This window comes from Bdellovibrio sp. BIS2 (genome assembly GCF_055398295.1).
Map to the genome: position 1 here is coordinate 1,616,303 of NZ_AP035879.1, position 13,422 is coordinate 1,629,724.

General features: G+C 44.9%; 13 protein-coding genes. 9 read left to right on the forward strand and 4 right to left on the reverse strand.

The window, feature by feature from the left end:
* Positions 1-16 precede the first annotated feature (16 nt).
* Positions 17-1,297 (forward strand): lipopolysaccharide biosynthesis protein, encoded by a 1,281-nt coding sequence (locus ACZ520_RS07720; protein WP_464127889.1) that lies wholly within the window; start codon positions 17-19, stop codon positions 1,295-1,297.
* Complete coding sequence (locus tag ACZ520_RS07725; protein ID WP_464127890.1) at positions 1,287-2,465, forward strand: hypothetical protein; 1,179 nt, start codon at positions 1,287-1,289, stop codon at positions 2,463-2,465. Before ACZ520_RS07720 ends, ACZ520_RS07725 begins: the two co-directional genes overlap by 11 nt.
* A gap of 51 nt (positions 2,466-2,516) precedes the next feature.
* On the opposite strand, the gene ACZ520_RS07730 is transcribed toward ACZ520_RS07725, so the two are convergent.
* The 3 genes from ACZ520_RS07730 to ACZ520_RS07740 are packed head-to-tail and all read right to left on the reverse strand — an operon-like array spanning position 2,517 to position 5,083.
* Complete coding sequence (locus tag ACZ520_RS07730) at positions 2,517-3,161, reverse strand: glycosyltransferase family 2 protein (RefSeq protein WP_464127891.1); 645 nt, start codon at positions 3,159-3,161, stop codon at positions 2,517-2,519.
* Positions 3,140-4,222 (reverse strand): N-acetylneuraminate synthase family protein, encoded by a 1,083-nt coding sequence (locus ACZ520_RS07735; RefSeq protein ID WP_464127892.1) that lies wholly within the window; start codon positions 4,220-4,222, stop codon positions 3,140-3,142. Before ACZ520_RS07735 ends, ACZ520_RS07730 begins: the two co-directional genes overlap by 22 nt.
* Positions 4,223-5,083, reverse strand: coding sequence for an SDR family oxidoreductase (locus ACZ520_RS07740; RefSeq protein WP_464127893.1), 861 nt, complete (start codon positions 5,081-5,083; stop codon positions 4,223-4,225).
* Positions 5,084-5,216: 133 nt separating this feature from the next.
* Here ACZ520_RS07740 and pseB point away from each other — a divergent pair, with 133 nt between their 5' ends.
* From pseB to ACZ520_RS07760, 4 genes are read left to right on the forward strand one after another with little or no spacing between them, the layout of a single operon-like run.
* The gene (gene pseB, locus ACZ520_RS07745; RefSeq protein WP_464127894.1) at positions 5,217-6,227 is read left to right on the forward strand and encodes a UDP-N-acetylglucosamine 4,6-dehydratase (inverting); all 1,011 of its coding nucleotides are present in this window, start codon (positions 5,217-5,219) and stop codon (positions 6,225-6,227) included.
* A gap of 13 nt (positions 6,228-6,240) precedes the next feature.
* On the forward strand, positions 6,241-7,098 hold the full coding sequence (locus ACZ520_RS07750; RefSeq protein WP_464127895.1) for an aldo/keto reductase: 858 nt from the start codon (positions 6,241-6,243) through the stop codon (positions 7,096-7,098).
* 2 nt (positions 7,099-7,100) lie between these two features.
* Positions 7,101-7,868: an SDR family oxidoreductase gene (locus ACZ520_RS07755; protein ID WP_464127896.1), complete on the forward strand. Its 768-nt coding sequence runs from the start codon at positions 7,101-7,103 to the stop codon at positions 7,866-7,868.
* Positions 7,862-8,599 carry a cytidylyltransferase domain-containing protein gene (locus ACZ520_RS07760; RefSeq protein ID WP_464127897.1) on the forward strand — a complete coding sequence of 246 codons (738 nt, stop codon included), beginning with the start codon at positions 7,862-7,864 and terminating at the stop codon, positions 8,597-8,599. Before ACZ520_RS07755 ends, ACZ520_RS07760 begins: the two co-directional genes overlap by 7 nt.
* 42 nt (positions 8,600-8,641) lie before the next feature.
* Here the strand turns inward: ACZ520_RS07760 and ACZ520_RS07765 are convergent, their stop codons facing one another.
* Positions 8,642-10,465: a glucosamine 6-phosphate synthetase gene (locus ACZ520_RS07765; RefSeq protein ID WP_464127898.1), complete on the reverse strand. Its 1,824-nt coding sequence runs from the start codon at positions 10,463-10,465 to the stop codon at positions 8,642-8,644.
* 409 nt (positions 10,466-10,874) lie between these two features.
* Between ACZ520_RS07765 and hisH the strand changes: the two genes are divergently transcribed.
* Genes hisH through ACZ520_RS07780 form a run of 3 tightly spaced genes read left to right on the forward strand, consistent with a single transcriptional unit; the run spans position 10,875 to position 13,369 of the window.
* Positions 10,875-11,489 (forward strand): imidazole glycerol phosphate synthase subunit HisH, encoded by a 615-nt coding sequence (gene hisH, locus ACZ520_RS07770; protein WP_464127899.1) that lies wholly within the window; start codon positions 10,875-10,877, stop codon positions 11,487-11,489.
* Positions 11,486-12,238, forward strand: a complete 753-nt coding sequence (locus ACZ520_RS07775) for an AglZ/HisF2 family acetamidino modification protein (RefSeq protein ID WP_464127900.1) — start codon at positions 11,486-11,488, stop codon at positions 12,236-12,238. The genes hisH and ACZ520_RS07775 overlap by 4 nt, the downstream gene beginning before the upstream one ends.
* Positions 12,239-13,369: an N-acetyl sugar amidotransferase gene (locus ACZ520_RS07780; RefSeq protein ID WP_464127901.1), complete on the forward strand. Its 1,131-nt coding sequence runs from the start codon at positions 12,239-12,241 to the stop codon at positions 13,367-13,369. It abuts the gene before it with no gap.
* Positions 13,370-13,422 lie beyond the last annotated feature (53 nt).

A 13,422-nucleotide genomic window follows, 5' to 3' on the forward strand; every position in this document is an offset into this window, starting at 1 on the left:
GTTAAGGCATTTTCCAATGAAGCTAGCTTTAAGTAATAGATTGATCGGAAAAGGCAGCATTTTTTTAGTTGCCAATATACTTAATGCTGCAATCCCATTTTTGCTACTGCCTATTCTAACAAGGGTTCTTTCGCCCACTGACTACGGCATTGTAGCCATGTTCTCTACGTTTCTTTCTTTTACAAATACGTTTGTCGGTCTCAGTGTGCATGGCGCTATCAATGTTCAGTACTTTAAGTTAAGTCCCGGTAGATTCGCCGAGTATGTGTCCAATTGTTTGTTGTTGCTGGTGGCCAGCGCGGTGGTCAGTTTTTTGGTAGTTCTGCTGGCTGGCGGGTTTGTTGAAGAGACATTGGGCCTTCCACACAAGTGGATGCTGGTCGCTGTAGGGGCTTCCTTTTTTCAGTTTTTGATTACCATAAGATTGGCGATTTGGATGGTTTCGGGCTCCGCTGTTGAGTACGGCGCCCTCCAGATTTCGCAAACCTTTATCAACTGCGGATTGTCACTGTTCTTTATTTTTATGGCCGGTTTGACATGGGACGGACGTCTGCTGGGATTAATCACCTCTATTGGTGTTTTCGGAGTGGTTTCGTTGTATTTACTGCGGAGGTCCGGTTATGTGGTCAGGCCTTCCAACACCAAAATCGACATTAAGAATGCTTTGATGTTCGGGGTGCCGCTGATACCTCATGCGGTCGGTGCTTTCGTGATATACAACACTGACAGGATTATGATTTCCAAGATAGTGGATGTCGCTGCTGTCGGTGTGTACACCGTGGGTCTTCAGCTTGGTCAGGCGATGGCTCTTCTTTCAGAGTCTTTCAATAAGGTTTATGCGCCGTGGATGATGAAGAATCTGTCGGATAAAAATATTGATAAGATCAAACTGGTACAAAAATCGTATATTGCGATGATCTTGTTTTTGCTATTAGGTGCGGTGTGGGGAGTGGTTGCGATAACTGTTCTGCCCTTGTTGGTGGGTAAAGAGTTTGCTTCTGCAAAGAGTGTGATTCTTTATATGTGCCTGGGTCACTCGTTTACGGCCCTTTACTATATTGTGACGAACTATATTTTCTATAGTGAAAAAACCAAGTTTTTAGCTTTGATAACATTCTCTTCAGCAGTTGTAAGTATTCCCTTGACATATTTTTTGATTCTGAAATATGGGATCGAAGGGGCGGCGTTAGCATTCTTGATTGTGCAGATTGTTTTCTTTGTTTTGACCTGGGTTTTGGCAAACAAAGTGCATCCTATGCCATGGCTGTATTTTTTGAGGAAGCGTGATGCTGAGTAAATTGGGTCAAATTGCTCAAAAACTTAAAGTCTTTAAAGTGATTAACTTAAAAGATTCAAAAAGAGCTATTCAAAAATGCGATGTTTTGCTGTTGTGCCATGATGATGACCGCGGTCTCAGTTTAGAGGGAAAAGCTTATTCTCCTATTTTGGATTCCTTTAAAGAGAACTTGGAGTCTCAAGGTTATAAGACACTTACTGTCGCGCATCCCTGGTCCAAATTAGTTGGCAAAAAAGGTTTTGGAAATCCCATTGCCGTGAATCGCAGTTATTTGTTTGCTGTTATTGCCGAAAGGATATTCAAGTTTGATTCGGTAAAAAGACTTTATAAAGACATTTTCACCCGTGCAAAGCCCCAATGGATTGTGACTATCGGTTGCACAGATGAGTTGTGTATGGCGGCCCATGAGCTTGGAATCAAGCATTCCGAACTGTTGCATGGTATAGGCTATAGTCCTTTGCCCTGGGGATGGGGCGACAAGGACCGGTTGTGTCTGCCGCAGGAGATACTTTCTTTGGATGATGTATCCACTGCCACCTTTAAGCCTTTAGAGGCACAGGGAGTGAAAATCAGGCAGATAGAGCATCCATTCCTGGGCAGATTTAGTTCTGAAAGAATAGAGAGTCTGCCTGAAGAGTGGAAAGTAAATACGGATAGAATTTTTGGGAAAGAGATTCTGGTATCCCTGCAATGGGGATATGCCGAAGGAATTGACTGTCTTGGTAAGTTAAAGGGGATTTTGCCCAATGGCTTGATTCCTGAAGAATTGATTAATGTCATAGCGCGAACTCAGAATGAAGTTCTATGGCGCTTCAGATTTCATCCCGTTCAAATTCGCAATATGGAAAAGTACAAGAAACACTTTTCGCTTGTGAAAAGTCTCGTAGAGAGATTTCCAAACTGCGAATGGGAAGAATCGACGTTTAAACCAGCTTCAAGCGTGGTAAGTCGTTGCGATGGACATATAACCATGATGTCTATGGTTAGTTATGAAGCTGCCTATATGGGAGTTCCCTCTTTAACCTTATGTCCAACGTTGCTTGTTGGCGGTGTTTCCGAAAATTCCTTTAGTGATCTTGTTGAAAAGGGTTATTTGGTCAAAGGTGTTATTCAAGAGGAATATATTTTGAACTGGGTTCGCGATGTGCGAAAGTTGAAAGCTGATTGACGAATAGCTGTCGGGTCATCAATCACGATGACCCGATTTCTTGATTTTCTTCTAAATTGATATTGCCTTAATAAGCGCCTTCAGGATTTTGATATTTGCTTTCCACGTGCTGCCGAAGCGAGGCTTGTCTTCGCGTTCATGTATAGGAACCGGTACTTGAATAACCCGATCCCCCATTTTCAAACAGCGCAAGAGAAGCTCTGCTCCTACCAGCCTCTTGCTGTCAAAAAAACCAATTCGATGATAGCTTTCCAGCTTATAGGACTTCATGCCGCACAGAGGATCTTTAACTTTAAAGAACAAGTTAAAGTATTGGCCAATTACGAGCTCTGCAAAACGGGCATAATGAGGCCGGACGCCGCAAACGAGATCACATCTGTTGCTTTCCAAAGGCTCAAAAAAAGAATTAACGATTGAAGCCTCATGTTGTCCATCGGCATCAAAGGTGAGAGCGTAAAGAAAGCCTTTTTCTGCAGCTCGTTCAAATCCAGAATTCAAGGAGCCTTCGTAGCCTTTGTTTGATGTATGGGTTACGACTTCGGCTCCTGCAGCCCGCGCGAGCTCTGCAGTTTGATCTGCAGAGCAGTCATTTACCACAATGACTTTGGCGAAGGGCTGAAGCTGGGAGACTACTTTGCCGATGGTTCGCGCCTCGTTATAGGCGGGAACAATGACTACCCGTTCAGAGATGCCCACGTAATGTGCTCTCCTTCGCCAAGATCCTTACTTAGAGATTTGCCCACTACTTTTTCCAGCAAATAAGGAGGGAGAGCATCATGAGGGCATGGGCGTAAGACTTCAAGGTCATCTCTGGTCAGGATATGGCCTTGCTTAAGATTCTTTTTGAGGCGAATAGATCGACGTTGAAGAATAACTGTTTCCTTCTCGTTTTCTTCAACTTTTTTAACACCTGTGCCCAGTGCATTTTCAAGTTCGCGAGTGCGTTCAACCATTTCACGCCATGATTGCGGATTCATTGAGAATTTATGATCCGGGCCAGGGCGCGAATTGCTGTCTGTAAAGTGTTTTTCAATAACTTTTGCCCCCAGGGCAACAGCTCCCAGGACAGTTGCATGGCCTGGTGTATGGTCGCTCAAGCCTAGAATCAATCCCGGGTACATGCTCTTGAAGGTGTTTAGAACATTGAGCTGGATATATTTGAAGTTCTCAAGGCTTGCTGTGTAGTTTGTATTGCATTGCATGAGCACGATGTCTTTGTTGTGCTTGCTGCATGCCATTACAGCAGTATGAATTTCATCGGCCGTGGAGGCACCACAAGCCAAAAGCATAGGCTTATTCTTCTTCGCCATGTGCTCGATGATCTCAAGCCAGGTCACATCCCCAGAGCCAACTTTGAAGGCTGGTACAAATGGATCAACATAATCCACGAGGTCAAATGAATAGGGGCTTGTAAAGAAATCAATTTTGGCCTTTTTGCAGGTTTCAACAAGAGCGGGGGTCCAATCCTGATTCAAAGATGCGTCAGCGTAGACTTCAAAAACGGATTTTTTCCAGCTTGCTTGGTGTGAGCTTTGCGCACCCAGGTCTTTAAAACCTTTGTCACTAACGATGGTTTTTGCCGTGAAATGTTGAAACTTAGCAGCGTTGGCTCCCGCTTCCGCGCACATGTGAATTAATTCTTTGGCTTTACCAAGATCTCCATCGTGATTGGCCGCAATGTCCGCGATGAAATAAGTCGGATGCTCAGCGCTGATGACGCTGTCATTGATTTTTATTTGCGGTGAAAACTGTTTCATTTAGGAAGATCTCCATTCTTCAGATTTTAGTTTTTGAATCTCGTCTTCAAGGGTGGGCAGCTGGACCCCGAAAGTTCTTTCATACTTTGATACATCCATCGCCATATGGTGGGGTCTCGGCGCTTTAAAGATAAGAGATTCCATTGTTACATCTGTACTGTGGTTCTGTATATCATAACCGTAAACTTCCGCGATTTTATACGCGAAGTCTCTTTTGGAAAGAGCAGTCCTGGCCCCGAGGTTGAAAACTCCAGAAACCGGATTTTGCAGAACGATTTCGATTTGATCGCAGAGGGTGGCAATATTCAGAGGCGAAAATTCCACATCGGTCAGCAGTTTTAGCGGGATTCGGTCCTGAAAGCTCTGAAGGAGCCAGTCGCTGAAGCTCTTGCGGTGAGAAACCAGGGAATGGCCGAAGAAGTTCGTTCTCAGAATGGTTCCGTCGACCTCAATGGCAAACTCCTCCCCTTTGAGTTTGGACTTTGCATACTCGTTGAGGCAGGAGATCTGCTCTTCCTTGTTGTAGCCCGGGGAATTATAGACCATGTCGGTGGATATTTGGATTAGATGGCAGCCGGGGTTTTTCTTAATCCAGTCAGCGATGTTTTTTACTACAATTGCATTAACTTGCAGCGCCTTTTCCGGAAAATCCTCGCAGGCATCCACATTGGTCAATGCAGCTAGATTCACGATGAGCTGTGGCTGAGTTTCGTCAAGAATCTCATGACAAGTAAGAGCCGATGCAAGGTCGGTGGTTTGGGGTGCGGTTAAGACTTCGTACTTCTTTTTCTTTAACTCTCTGGTCAAAGTTGTGCCGAGGAGTCCATGCGCGCCGGAAATAAATACTCTTTTTGATGTCATTCTTATTTTCTGCCACAGAGAGGTTTTTTTTGACTAGGGAATACTAATGAAGCTGTGTGTAAACTGGGGTTTTTAAAAATGTACCTATTGGGTGTTCTCATGATAAGTCTTTTTGGGTGAATTAGGGGGAGATGTGCTCAACGGTAAAAGAATTCTTGTCACAGGTGGGACTGGGTCCTACGGCAAAAGATTTGTTGAAAATGCTTTGAAAAAATACCCGGATATCAAACGTTTGGTCATTTACTCTCGTGATGAACTGAAGCAGTTTGAGATGTCGCAGCTTTATCCAAGAGACAAGTACCCCAATTTGAGATTCTTTATTGGTGATGTGCGAGATGGTGCGCGTTTGAAAAGAGCCTGCGAAGGTATCGACATTATCGTCCATGCGGCTGCCCTTAAGCAGGTTCCGGTTGCTGAGTATAATCCAATGGAGTGTATTCAGACTAATATCCTTGGGGCTGAAAATGTCATTAATGCGGCTCTGGACTGCGGCGTTTCCAATGTTGTTGCTTTGTCTACAGATAAAGCTGCTGCCCCCATCAATCTTTATGGTGCGACCAAGCTTTGTTCCGATAAGCTGTTCGTTGCCGCCAACAACATCAAGGGTAGCAGAAACTTAAAGTTTTCTGTGGTTCGCTACGGAAATGTTTTGGGTTCTAGAGGCAGCGTGATTCCTTTCTTCTTGGATAAAAAGAAAACAGGGGTTTTGCCGATCACGGATAAGAAAATGACGCGCTTCAATATTACTCTAGATGAAGGGGTTGATATGGTTCTTTACGCGATCGAAAACGCTTGGGGTGGCGAGCTTTTCGTTCCTAAAATTCCTTCTTATAGAATCCTGGATGTGGCAGAAGCTGTGGCTCCTAATTGTAAGTTGGATTTCGTCGGGGTTCGTCCTGGTGAAAAAATTCATGAGGAAATGATCACAGAAACTGACTCTCTCAATACGTATGACTGCGGCAGATACTATGTAATTGCTCCAATGGTGCAGTTGTGGAACATGCAGCAATGGATGGAGCACTTTAAAGCTCATAAAGTCCCTGAGGGTTTCCGTTATAATTCCGGCGAGAACACGGATTGGTTAACAGTTGAGCAGTTGCGTCAGCAGATCAAGCTGCACGTTGCTCCTGACTTCCAAGTTTAGAAGGATCTCTTTTTTGAAACTCGCTTTGGGATCTGCGCAGTTTGGGATGGCTTACGGGATCAACAATAGCCGAGGGCAAGTACCCCTTGACGAGGTCAGGGATATCCTGAGGCTATTTTGCGAACGCGGTGGGAATGTCCTGGATACGGCGTATGCCTATGGTAACAGCGAGCTGGTATTGGGCGATGCCCTGGATGCTGAAAAAATTGACTTCAAAGTCATATCGAAGTTTCCCAAACAAGATGTTCAGCGGGTCGATGAGTTCTTTCATGAGACCCTTGCGCGTTTGAAACGCAAGTCAATTTACGGTTATATCCTTCATGACTTTAATACCTTTGTTGATGCCCCCGAAGTGTGGGATCGGCTGCGGGAGCTAAAGAACAAGAACCTGGTCCAAAAGATCGGGTTCTCTCTGTATCATCCGGATCAGGCGGAATTGCTTCTGAATCAAGGTGTCGACTTTGATCTTGTCCAGATTCCTTATAATATTTTTGATCAAAGATTTGATTCAGTGCTGGCTCGTTTGAAGTCAGCGCGGGTTGAAGTGCATGCCCGAAGTGCGTTCTTGCAGGGGCTATTCTTCAGAGAACCGCCGTCTTTATCTCCGTTTTTTGATGATCTGAAAGATAAGCTGACTGCTGTCGGAATGTTTTCTGAAACAACAGGGATACCCTTGTATGCTTTGTTGTTGGGTTTCGCGGTGCTTAATCCGAATATTGACTATGTCGTTATCGGAGTCGACTCAATTAAGAATCTAAGGCTAAACTTGGCCGTAGAGACGTATCTCGACGAGCTGAGTCCTTATCTTGAGCAATTGAAGCAGTTCAAAGAACAGAGGGAAGAGTTTATTCTTCCTTATTTATGGAAGTAATTATGAAAAGTTTGTCTTTAAATGAAAAAGTGATTGTGATTACCGGAGGCCACGGACATCTAGGGGCTGCGATCTCATTGGGTCTGCTTGAAGCGGGGAGTAAGGTTGTTGTGCTGGGGCGCGATCAAGACAAGTTTGAAAGCAAGTTCCGCGACCACGGCAATATTTTTTTTGAAAACGTTGATATTTCTTCTACTCAGCAAGTGGCTGAGGCCTTTGCAAAAGTCTATTCAAAATTCCAACGGATAGATGCTTTGATCAACAATGCCTACTTCATGAAAGGCAATGATCCTGAGCATGTCACGGACGAGCAGTGGGCCTATAGTCTGGAGGGGACCTTGGGGACACTTCACAGATGCATTCGTGAGATACTTCCGTTTTTCAAGAAACAAGGTCACGGCAGGATTATAAATCTTTCTTCGATGTATGGAATGGTGTCTCCGGATTTCAGAGTATATCCAGATCTTTTAAGTGCGAACCCTCCGCACTATGGGGCTGCCAAAGCCGCGGTTCTTCAGGTGACAAAATATTTCGCCTGTTTGCTGGGGAAAAATAATATCCTAGTTAATGCAGTGTCGCCGGGCCCATTTCCTTCTGAACAAGTTCAGAAGGATGAGAAATTTATTCAGGCTTTAAGCAGCAGAAATCCTCTTGGTCGTATTGGCAAACCAGAAGAACTGGCGGGAGTTTTTGTCCTTCTTTGTTCCGATGCTTCTTCCTATATCACGGGGCAGAATTTTGTCGTCGATGGCGGATGGACGTCGTGGTAAAAAAAGTAGGAGCAATTCTTCAGGCACGCATGGGGTCCAGCAGGCTGCCGGGCAAGGTTCTGATGCCTTTGCCGTATGATAAGGGAATACCCTTGATCGGCCAGATCATCAGCCGTGTGCAAAAGGCAAAGACGCTGAGTGAAGTTATTGTCGCCACATCAACTCAAGAATTGAATGACGAAATTGTCCCTGTCGTCCAGAAGTTTGGTGCGAAGGTCTTTCGTGGGGACGAAGACGATGTCCTGAGTAGGTTTTATTTTGCCGCTAAAGAAAGTGGCCTTGATGTGATAGTCAGATTGACTGGCGATAATCCATTCATTTGTTCAGAGACAATTGATGAAATTGTCGAGTTCCATTTGAGCAAAGGGGCAGACTACTCAGTCACTAGGGATTTGCCCTTGGGTACGAACATTGAGGTGGTTGATTTCAAGAGCTTGGAGCGAGCTTTTCACGACAGTACTTTTGCCGGGGATCGCGAGCACGTTACGACCTATGTTTGGAAGAATCCGAATATTTTCAAAGTAGCCGAATTGAAGTTTGGAAATGCCTTCAGTGGGGCATTGCCTCGGTTGACAGTTGATTTTTTGAGCGACTATGCGATGGCGTGTAAAATTTATGAAGAACTGTACGATCAGAAGCCAGATTTTGGTCTTAAAGATGTGGCTGAGCTTCTTTCAAAAAAACCCTGGATTGCATTTATAAATTCAGAAAATCAGCAAAATAAAGCTTAGGAGAGACGATTCAACGTCTCTCCTAAGGGTTGTTTTTGTTGGCTACTCGGAAGCCAATTTTGGAATACTGTTAATCACCTTGATAACTTCTTTGAAGTCCATGCCAACGGCATCAAGATACCACTTGATATTAGGATAACGGGGGCGATTCTCGTCCGCTACCAATGCCAGTGCCTCTTCTCGGGTGATGTCGCCTTCGCGCACCTGATTGCTTCTGAAGGTATCGTGTTCAGAGAAGCCCGCGACAGTATAGTAGATATAGTTATAGATTGCAGCTGTGCCGTCACCAATTCTCCAAGTAGTGCTGGTGTCTGGTGCTTTTTCCCAATCGTATTCATTCAACAGAGTTGAATCGATGATTTTTTCATCCCAGCGCCAGTAATCAAAAATATGGTAGTAGTCGGTCTTGGACGCGAAACTGCGGTAATACTCTCCGGAAAGAGTGTCCCATAGTGAAGAGTTGAAGTATCCCGGGCTTTCAAGCATTGCTTTAAACCGAAGTTTTTGGTATTCGACCTGCTTCTTCCAGCTGCTCATGTAGACACGAGTTTCGTCGAAATCAGGTGGGATGCCAAGGAAGCCGGCTTTAAAGTGCGTTACTTCCAGAGGATTCACGCCCCATAGGTTTAAAGAAATACCAGTTTGTTTTTTTACGGTCTCTACATGGCGGAAGAAATGCTTATCTCCGGCAGTCAAAATGCTGACCATGCCCAGATGAGGGGATTTCAGCCATGCTGTCAGGTTTCGGGCAATATTTCGACGTTTCAGGGAAATGTCATCGGCGACGATGATATTCTCAACTCCAAGTTGGGAGCACATTCTGCTGATATTTCTTCTGCCCAGATCTGTGACCATCCCCCAGTCATAGGTGTAGGCAAGGGGTTTCATCTTTAATTCTTTAACCACCAGGTGAAGCCCGTAACAGCTGTCTCGTCCTCCTGAAAAAGGAATGATGCAGTCCTGTCCGTGTTCTCGGCGGTACGGCTCCATAAGGTTAAGCAGCTCTTCTACTGGGCGAGGCTTATTTCTGGTTTTGTAGTTATGGCAGTAATTACAGACGCCATTCTGATCGAAACGAATAAATGGCATTGTCTCTGGAAGAATACACTTCGTGCATCGACGCAGCTTATACTGTTTATATTCCAACAGGTTCTCTTCTTCCTGAATGGTGCCAATTGAGGGGATCAGGTTTCTTGCGATTCCTTCGAAATTCTCAATTTTGGCTTCGTTGGCGCTTTTAGGAACATCAATCACGATGCCCTTGTTCAATATCTGCTCGATGTTTTCGCAATGAAGTTCGCTCAACGGGAAACGTTCTGAGGCGAAGTATGTATCCCCAGCGTTATTGCCGACATAGAGACTGCCATTGTTTGAGTACAGGTAAAGCTTGCCCAGTTTCGGTAGGCCAATCGCAACTGAAACCACCCCTTTGCATGACTCCAATACATCTTTGCCGATGCCCTCGACACTTTTTCCGGCTTCAATGTGGTCGGCGATCAGAGCGGTGATAATCTCCGTATCGATTTCTTGTTTGCGTGGGCGTTTTGTCTGTTTCCATAAGTCTGTGTAGTTAACGATAATGCCGTTATGAATGACACAGACGCCGTCTCTATACACTGGCTGATTATCTTCAAGACCATTCGTGATAAGGCGGCTGTGACCCATGACGAATTTGCTTTCGTTGAATGTCACCTTTTTCAGTAGTTTTGAGATTGGGAAATCTGCTCTGTAGAGCTTGTAATCAGAGTCGGAGGAGAAATACAACCCGGATGAATCGCGGCCCCTCTGTTCGGCATGCTTGGCCAGCAATGCAAGCTCCTTAGTTTTGACTCCACCCTTAGAAATAATCCCAAAAATTCCACACATAATGCAACCTCAGCGAATTTTAGCCGCTTTAAGTTCTTTCGGGGCTCAATTATAGTCAACATATTTTAAGGAATTTAATTAAGTTTTTTGGGCACTTAGAGTTTTTGGGTGGAGCTGTGCTGAGGGGGCTGGGCAGAACATTCGGCGTGTCCTTTAGGTATTGCCGGTGGCGCTTTTTCAATGAACAAAACGGGTGGTTTGTCTGATCTGAAAATTGAATTATGGGTGCGGTTGGTATAGATTCTGTTGCTGGGAATTTTGTTGTTCTTCGATCGTTCTGCCTCGAGCAAACATCGGTTGACTATGATATGGGTTTGGATAAATGTGACGTAAACCCAAATTCAAATTTTCATGGGGAAAGCTGGAAGATTCCGCCGTATGAGTTACGAGCGTAATCCTAAAAGGAACTATGGTTGCAATTGTTGACTATGACATTGGAAATGTGGCTGCAGTTGCCAATATGTTCAACCGCCTTGGTGTTCCATCAATTATCACAAGTAACTATGAGCAAATTGAAAAGGCAGACCGAATAATTCTTCCTGGGAATGGTGCCTTTGATGCTTGTATGAAAAACCTAAAATCAAGTGGTTTGATTCCGGTTCTTGAGAAGTGTGCGCTTGAGCGGGGCATTCCTCTGTTGGGAATTTGTGTTGGCGCGCAAATGCTAGGCCATAGCAGTGAAGAAGGTGTTGAACCCGGCCTCGGATGGATCGATATGGACGTAAAGCGATTTCCGACTATGCCTGACTTGCGAATTCCGCAGATGGGTTGGAACAACGTTGTGCCGGTGAAACAGGGACACCCGGTACTGGATGGCTTAAGTGACGACGCTCGATTTTATTTTGTCCATAGCTACTATATGGACCCGCGCGGTTCAGGCATTACTCTTTTGCAGTCTCACTATGGAATAGATTTTTCTGCAGCCGTTGTGCACGGAAATATAGTGGGTGTCCAGTTTCATCCTGAAAAGAGTCACAGATTTGGCAAACAATTGCTCTCGGCTTTTGCAAGGTGGAAAGCATGAAGTACGCGCGCGTAATCCCATGCTTGTTGTTGCGTGGGAATGGCCTGGTAAAAACAAAAAAATTTAAAGATCCTGTTTACATCGGTGACCCTGTCAATGCTGTCCGGATCTTTAGCGAAAAAGAAGCTGATGAGATTGCTATTCTGGATATTGATGCGTCTCGCCTAGGGAACGAGCCCAATTATGATCTAATTGCCGAAATGGCAGGTGAAGCCTTTATGCCAGTTTCTTATGGCGGGGGGGTGCGTAATCTTGACCAAATTCGGCGATTGATTCGCTCGGGCGTTGAAAAAGTGATCATTAATACCATGGCGACGGAATCCACGGATCTTATCCGTAAAGCTGTCGATATGTTTGGCAGTCAGGCTATTGTGGGCTCTGTTGATGCGCGGCGTAAGTTTCTTGGCGGGTATTCAGTGGTCTCTCGCTCTGCGACTTTAGAGACGAAGCTTGAGTTGGAAAAGCATTTGGAAAATCTTGTGCAAGCTGGGGTCGGGGAGCTTTTGGTCAATGATGTTGATCGAGATGGAACTATGGCTGGATATGACCTTGCATTGGTGCGGAAGGTGGTTAAATCTACTGTCCCTGTGATTGTATGCGGTGGAGCGGGGACGCTGGAGCATCTAAAGCAAGCGCTTGACGAAGGGGCTTCCGCGGTTGCCGCAGGAAGCATGTTTGTTTTCTACGGAAAACATCGAGCTGTATTGATCAATTATCCCAGCTTAAACAATAGATTGGAATTATTGTAAGTGACCAAAGTAGAAAATTATAGATGCTGCAGTCGTTGCGTTATGGATACTACAGATCCTGAGATTGTTTTTGATGATCAGGGTGTTTGCAACCACTGTCATCAGTTCGATAAGCACACAAGTTTGGAATGGTTCCCCAATCAAGAGGGGGCAGATCGCCTGAAGGCCATTGTTGAACAAATCAAAGCTGATGGTCAGGGGAAAGAGTATGACTGTATTCTTGGATTGAGTGGAGGAGTGGACAGTTCCTACCTGGCACTTAAAGTCCGTGAGTGGGGCCTCAGACCACTTGTTATGCACGTGGATGCGGGATGGAATAGCGAATTGGCGGTGGCCAATATCGAAAAAATCGTTAAATACTGCGGTTATGATTTGCACACGCATGTTGTAGATTGGGAGGATATGCGAGACTTGCATCTTTCATATCTTCAGGCGTCCGTGGCGAATCAGGATGTGCCACAGGATCACATTTTCTTTGCCAGCCTCTATCATTTTGCGACAAGCAATAACATCAGGTATATCCTTTCTGGCAGTAATTTCGCTACGGAAGGTGTTTTTCCATCGGCCTGGCACCACAGTGCGATGGACGCTATAAATCTTAAAGCGATCCATAAAAAATACGGCAAACGGGAATTGGTCAACTACAAGACCATCAGCTTCTTTAAGTACTATATCTGGTATCCGTTTGTTAAAAAAATGCGTACGGTGAATCCGTTGAACTATATGCCTTATGATAAGGCCGCTGCAGTGAAAGAGCTGGAAAAGACAGTTGGCTATACACCTTATGCTCGCAAGCATGGTGAATCGATCTTCACAAAGTTCTTTCAAAACTACTATCTTCCTACAAAATTCGGGATGGACAAGCGTCGCCCTCATCTTTCAAGCACGATAGTATCCGGGCAAATAACACGTGAAGTGGCCCTGCAGAAGTTGGAAGAGTCTCTTTATTCTCCTGAAGAGCTGCAAATTGATATTACTTACCTATGTAAAAAGTTGCGAATTACCCGGGAAGAGTTCGATAAGCTGATGCAGTCTCCAATACATCATTATTTGGATTATCCAAATTGGGACGGGCGATTGAATACTATGAGAGCAATAAAGCGTTTTTTGAAGCGGATATTGAGGTTCTAAGTTCGATTTTCCGGGGAGGACACGGAATTGATATTGAACGTAAGTCTTTGAGT

What these genes read in the sequence shown, in the direction of transcription:
- ACZ520_RS07755 (WP_464127896.1), top strand. Translation starts at nt 7,101, where the DNA reads ATGAAAAGTTTGTCTTTAAATGAAAAAGTGATTGTGATTACCGGAGGC.
- ACZ520_RS07725 (WP_464127890.1), top strand. Translation starts at nt 1,287, where the DNA reads ATGCTGAGTAAATTGGGTCAAATTGCTCAAAAACTTAAAGTCTTTAAA.
- ACZ520_RS07735 (WP_464127892.1), bottom strand. Translation starts at nt 4,222, where the DNA reads ATGAAACAGTTTTCACCGCAAATAAAAATCAATGACAGCGTCATCAGC.
- ACZ520_RS07775 (WP_464127900.1), top strand. Translation starts at nt 11,486, where the DNA reads ATGAAGTACGCGCGCGTAATCCCATGCTTGTTGTTGCGTGGGAATGGC.
- hisH (WP_464127899.1), top strand. Translation starts at nt 10,875, where the DNA reads ATGGTTGCAATTGTTGACTATGACATTGGAAATGTGGCTGCAGTTGCC.
- ACZ520_RS07765 (WP_464127898.1), bottom strand. Translation starts at nt 10,465, where the DNA reads ATGTGTGGAATTTTTGGGATTATTTCTAAGGGTGGAGTCAAAACTAAG.
- ACZ520_RS07720 (WP_464127889.1), top strand. Translation starts at nt 17, where the DNA reads ATGAAGCTAGCTTTAAGTAATAGATTGATCGGAAAAGGCAGCATTTTT.
- ACZ520_RS07740 (WP_464127893.1), bottom strand. Translation starts at nt 5,083, where the DNA reads ATGACATCAAAAAGAGTATTTATTTCCGGCGCGCATGGACTCCTCGGC.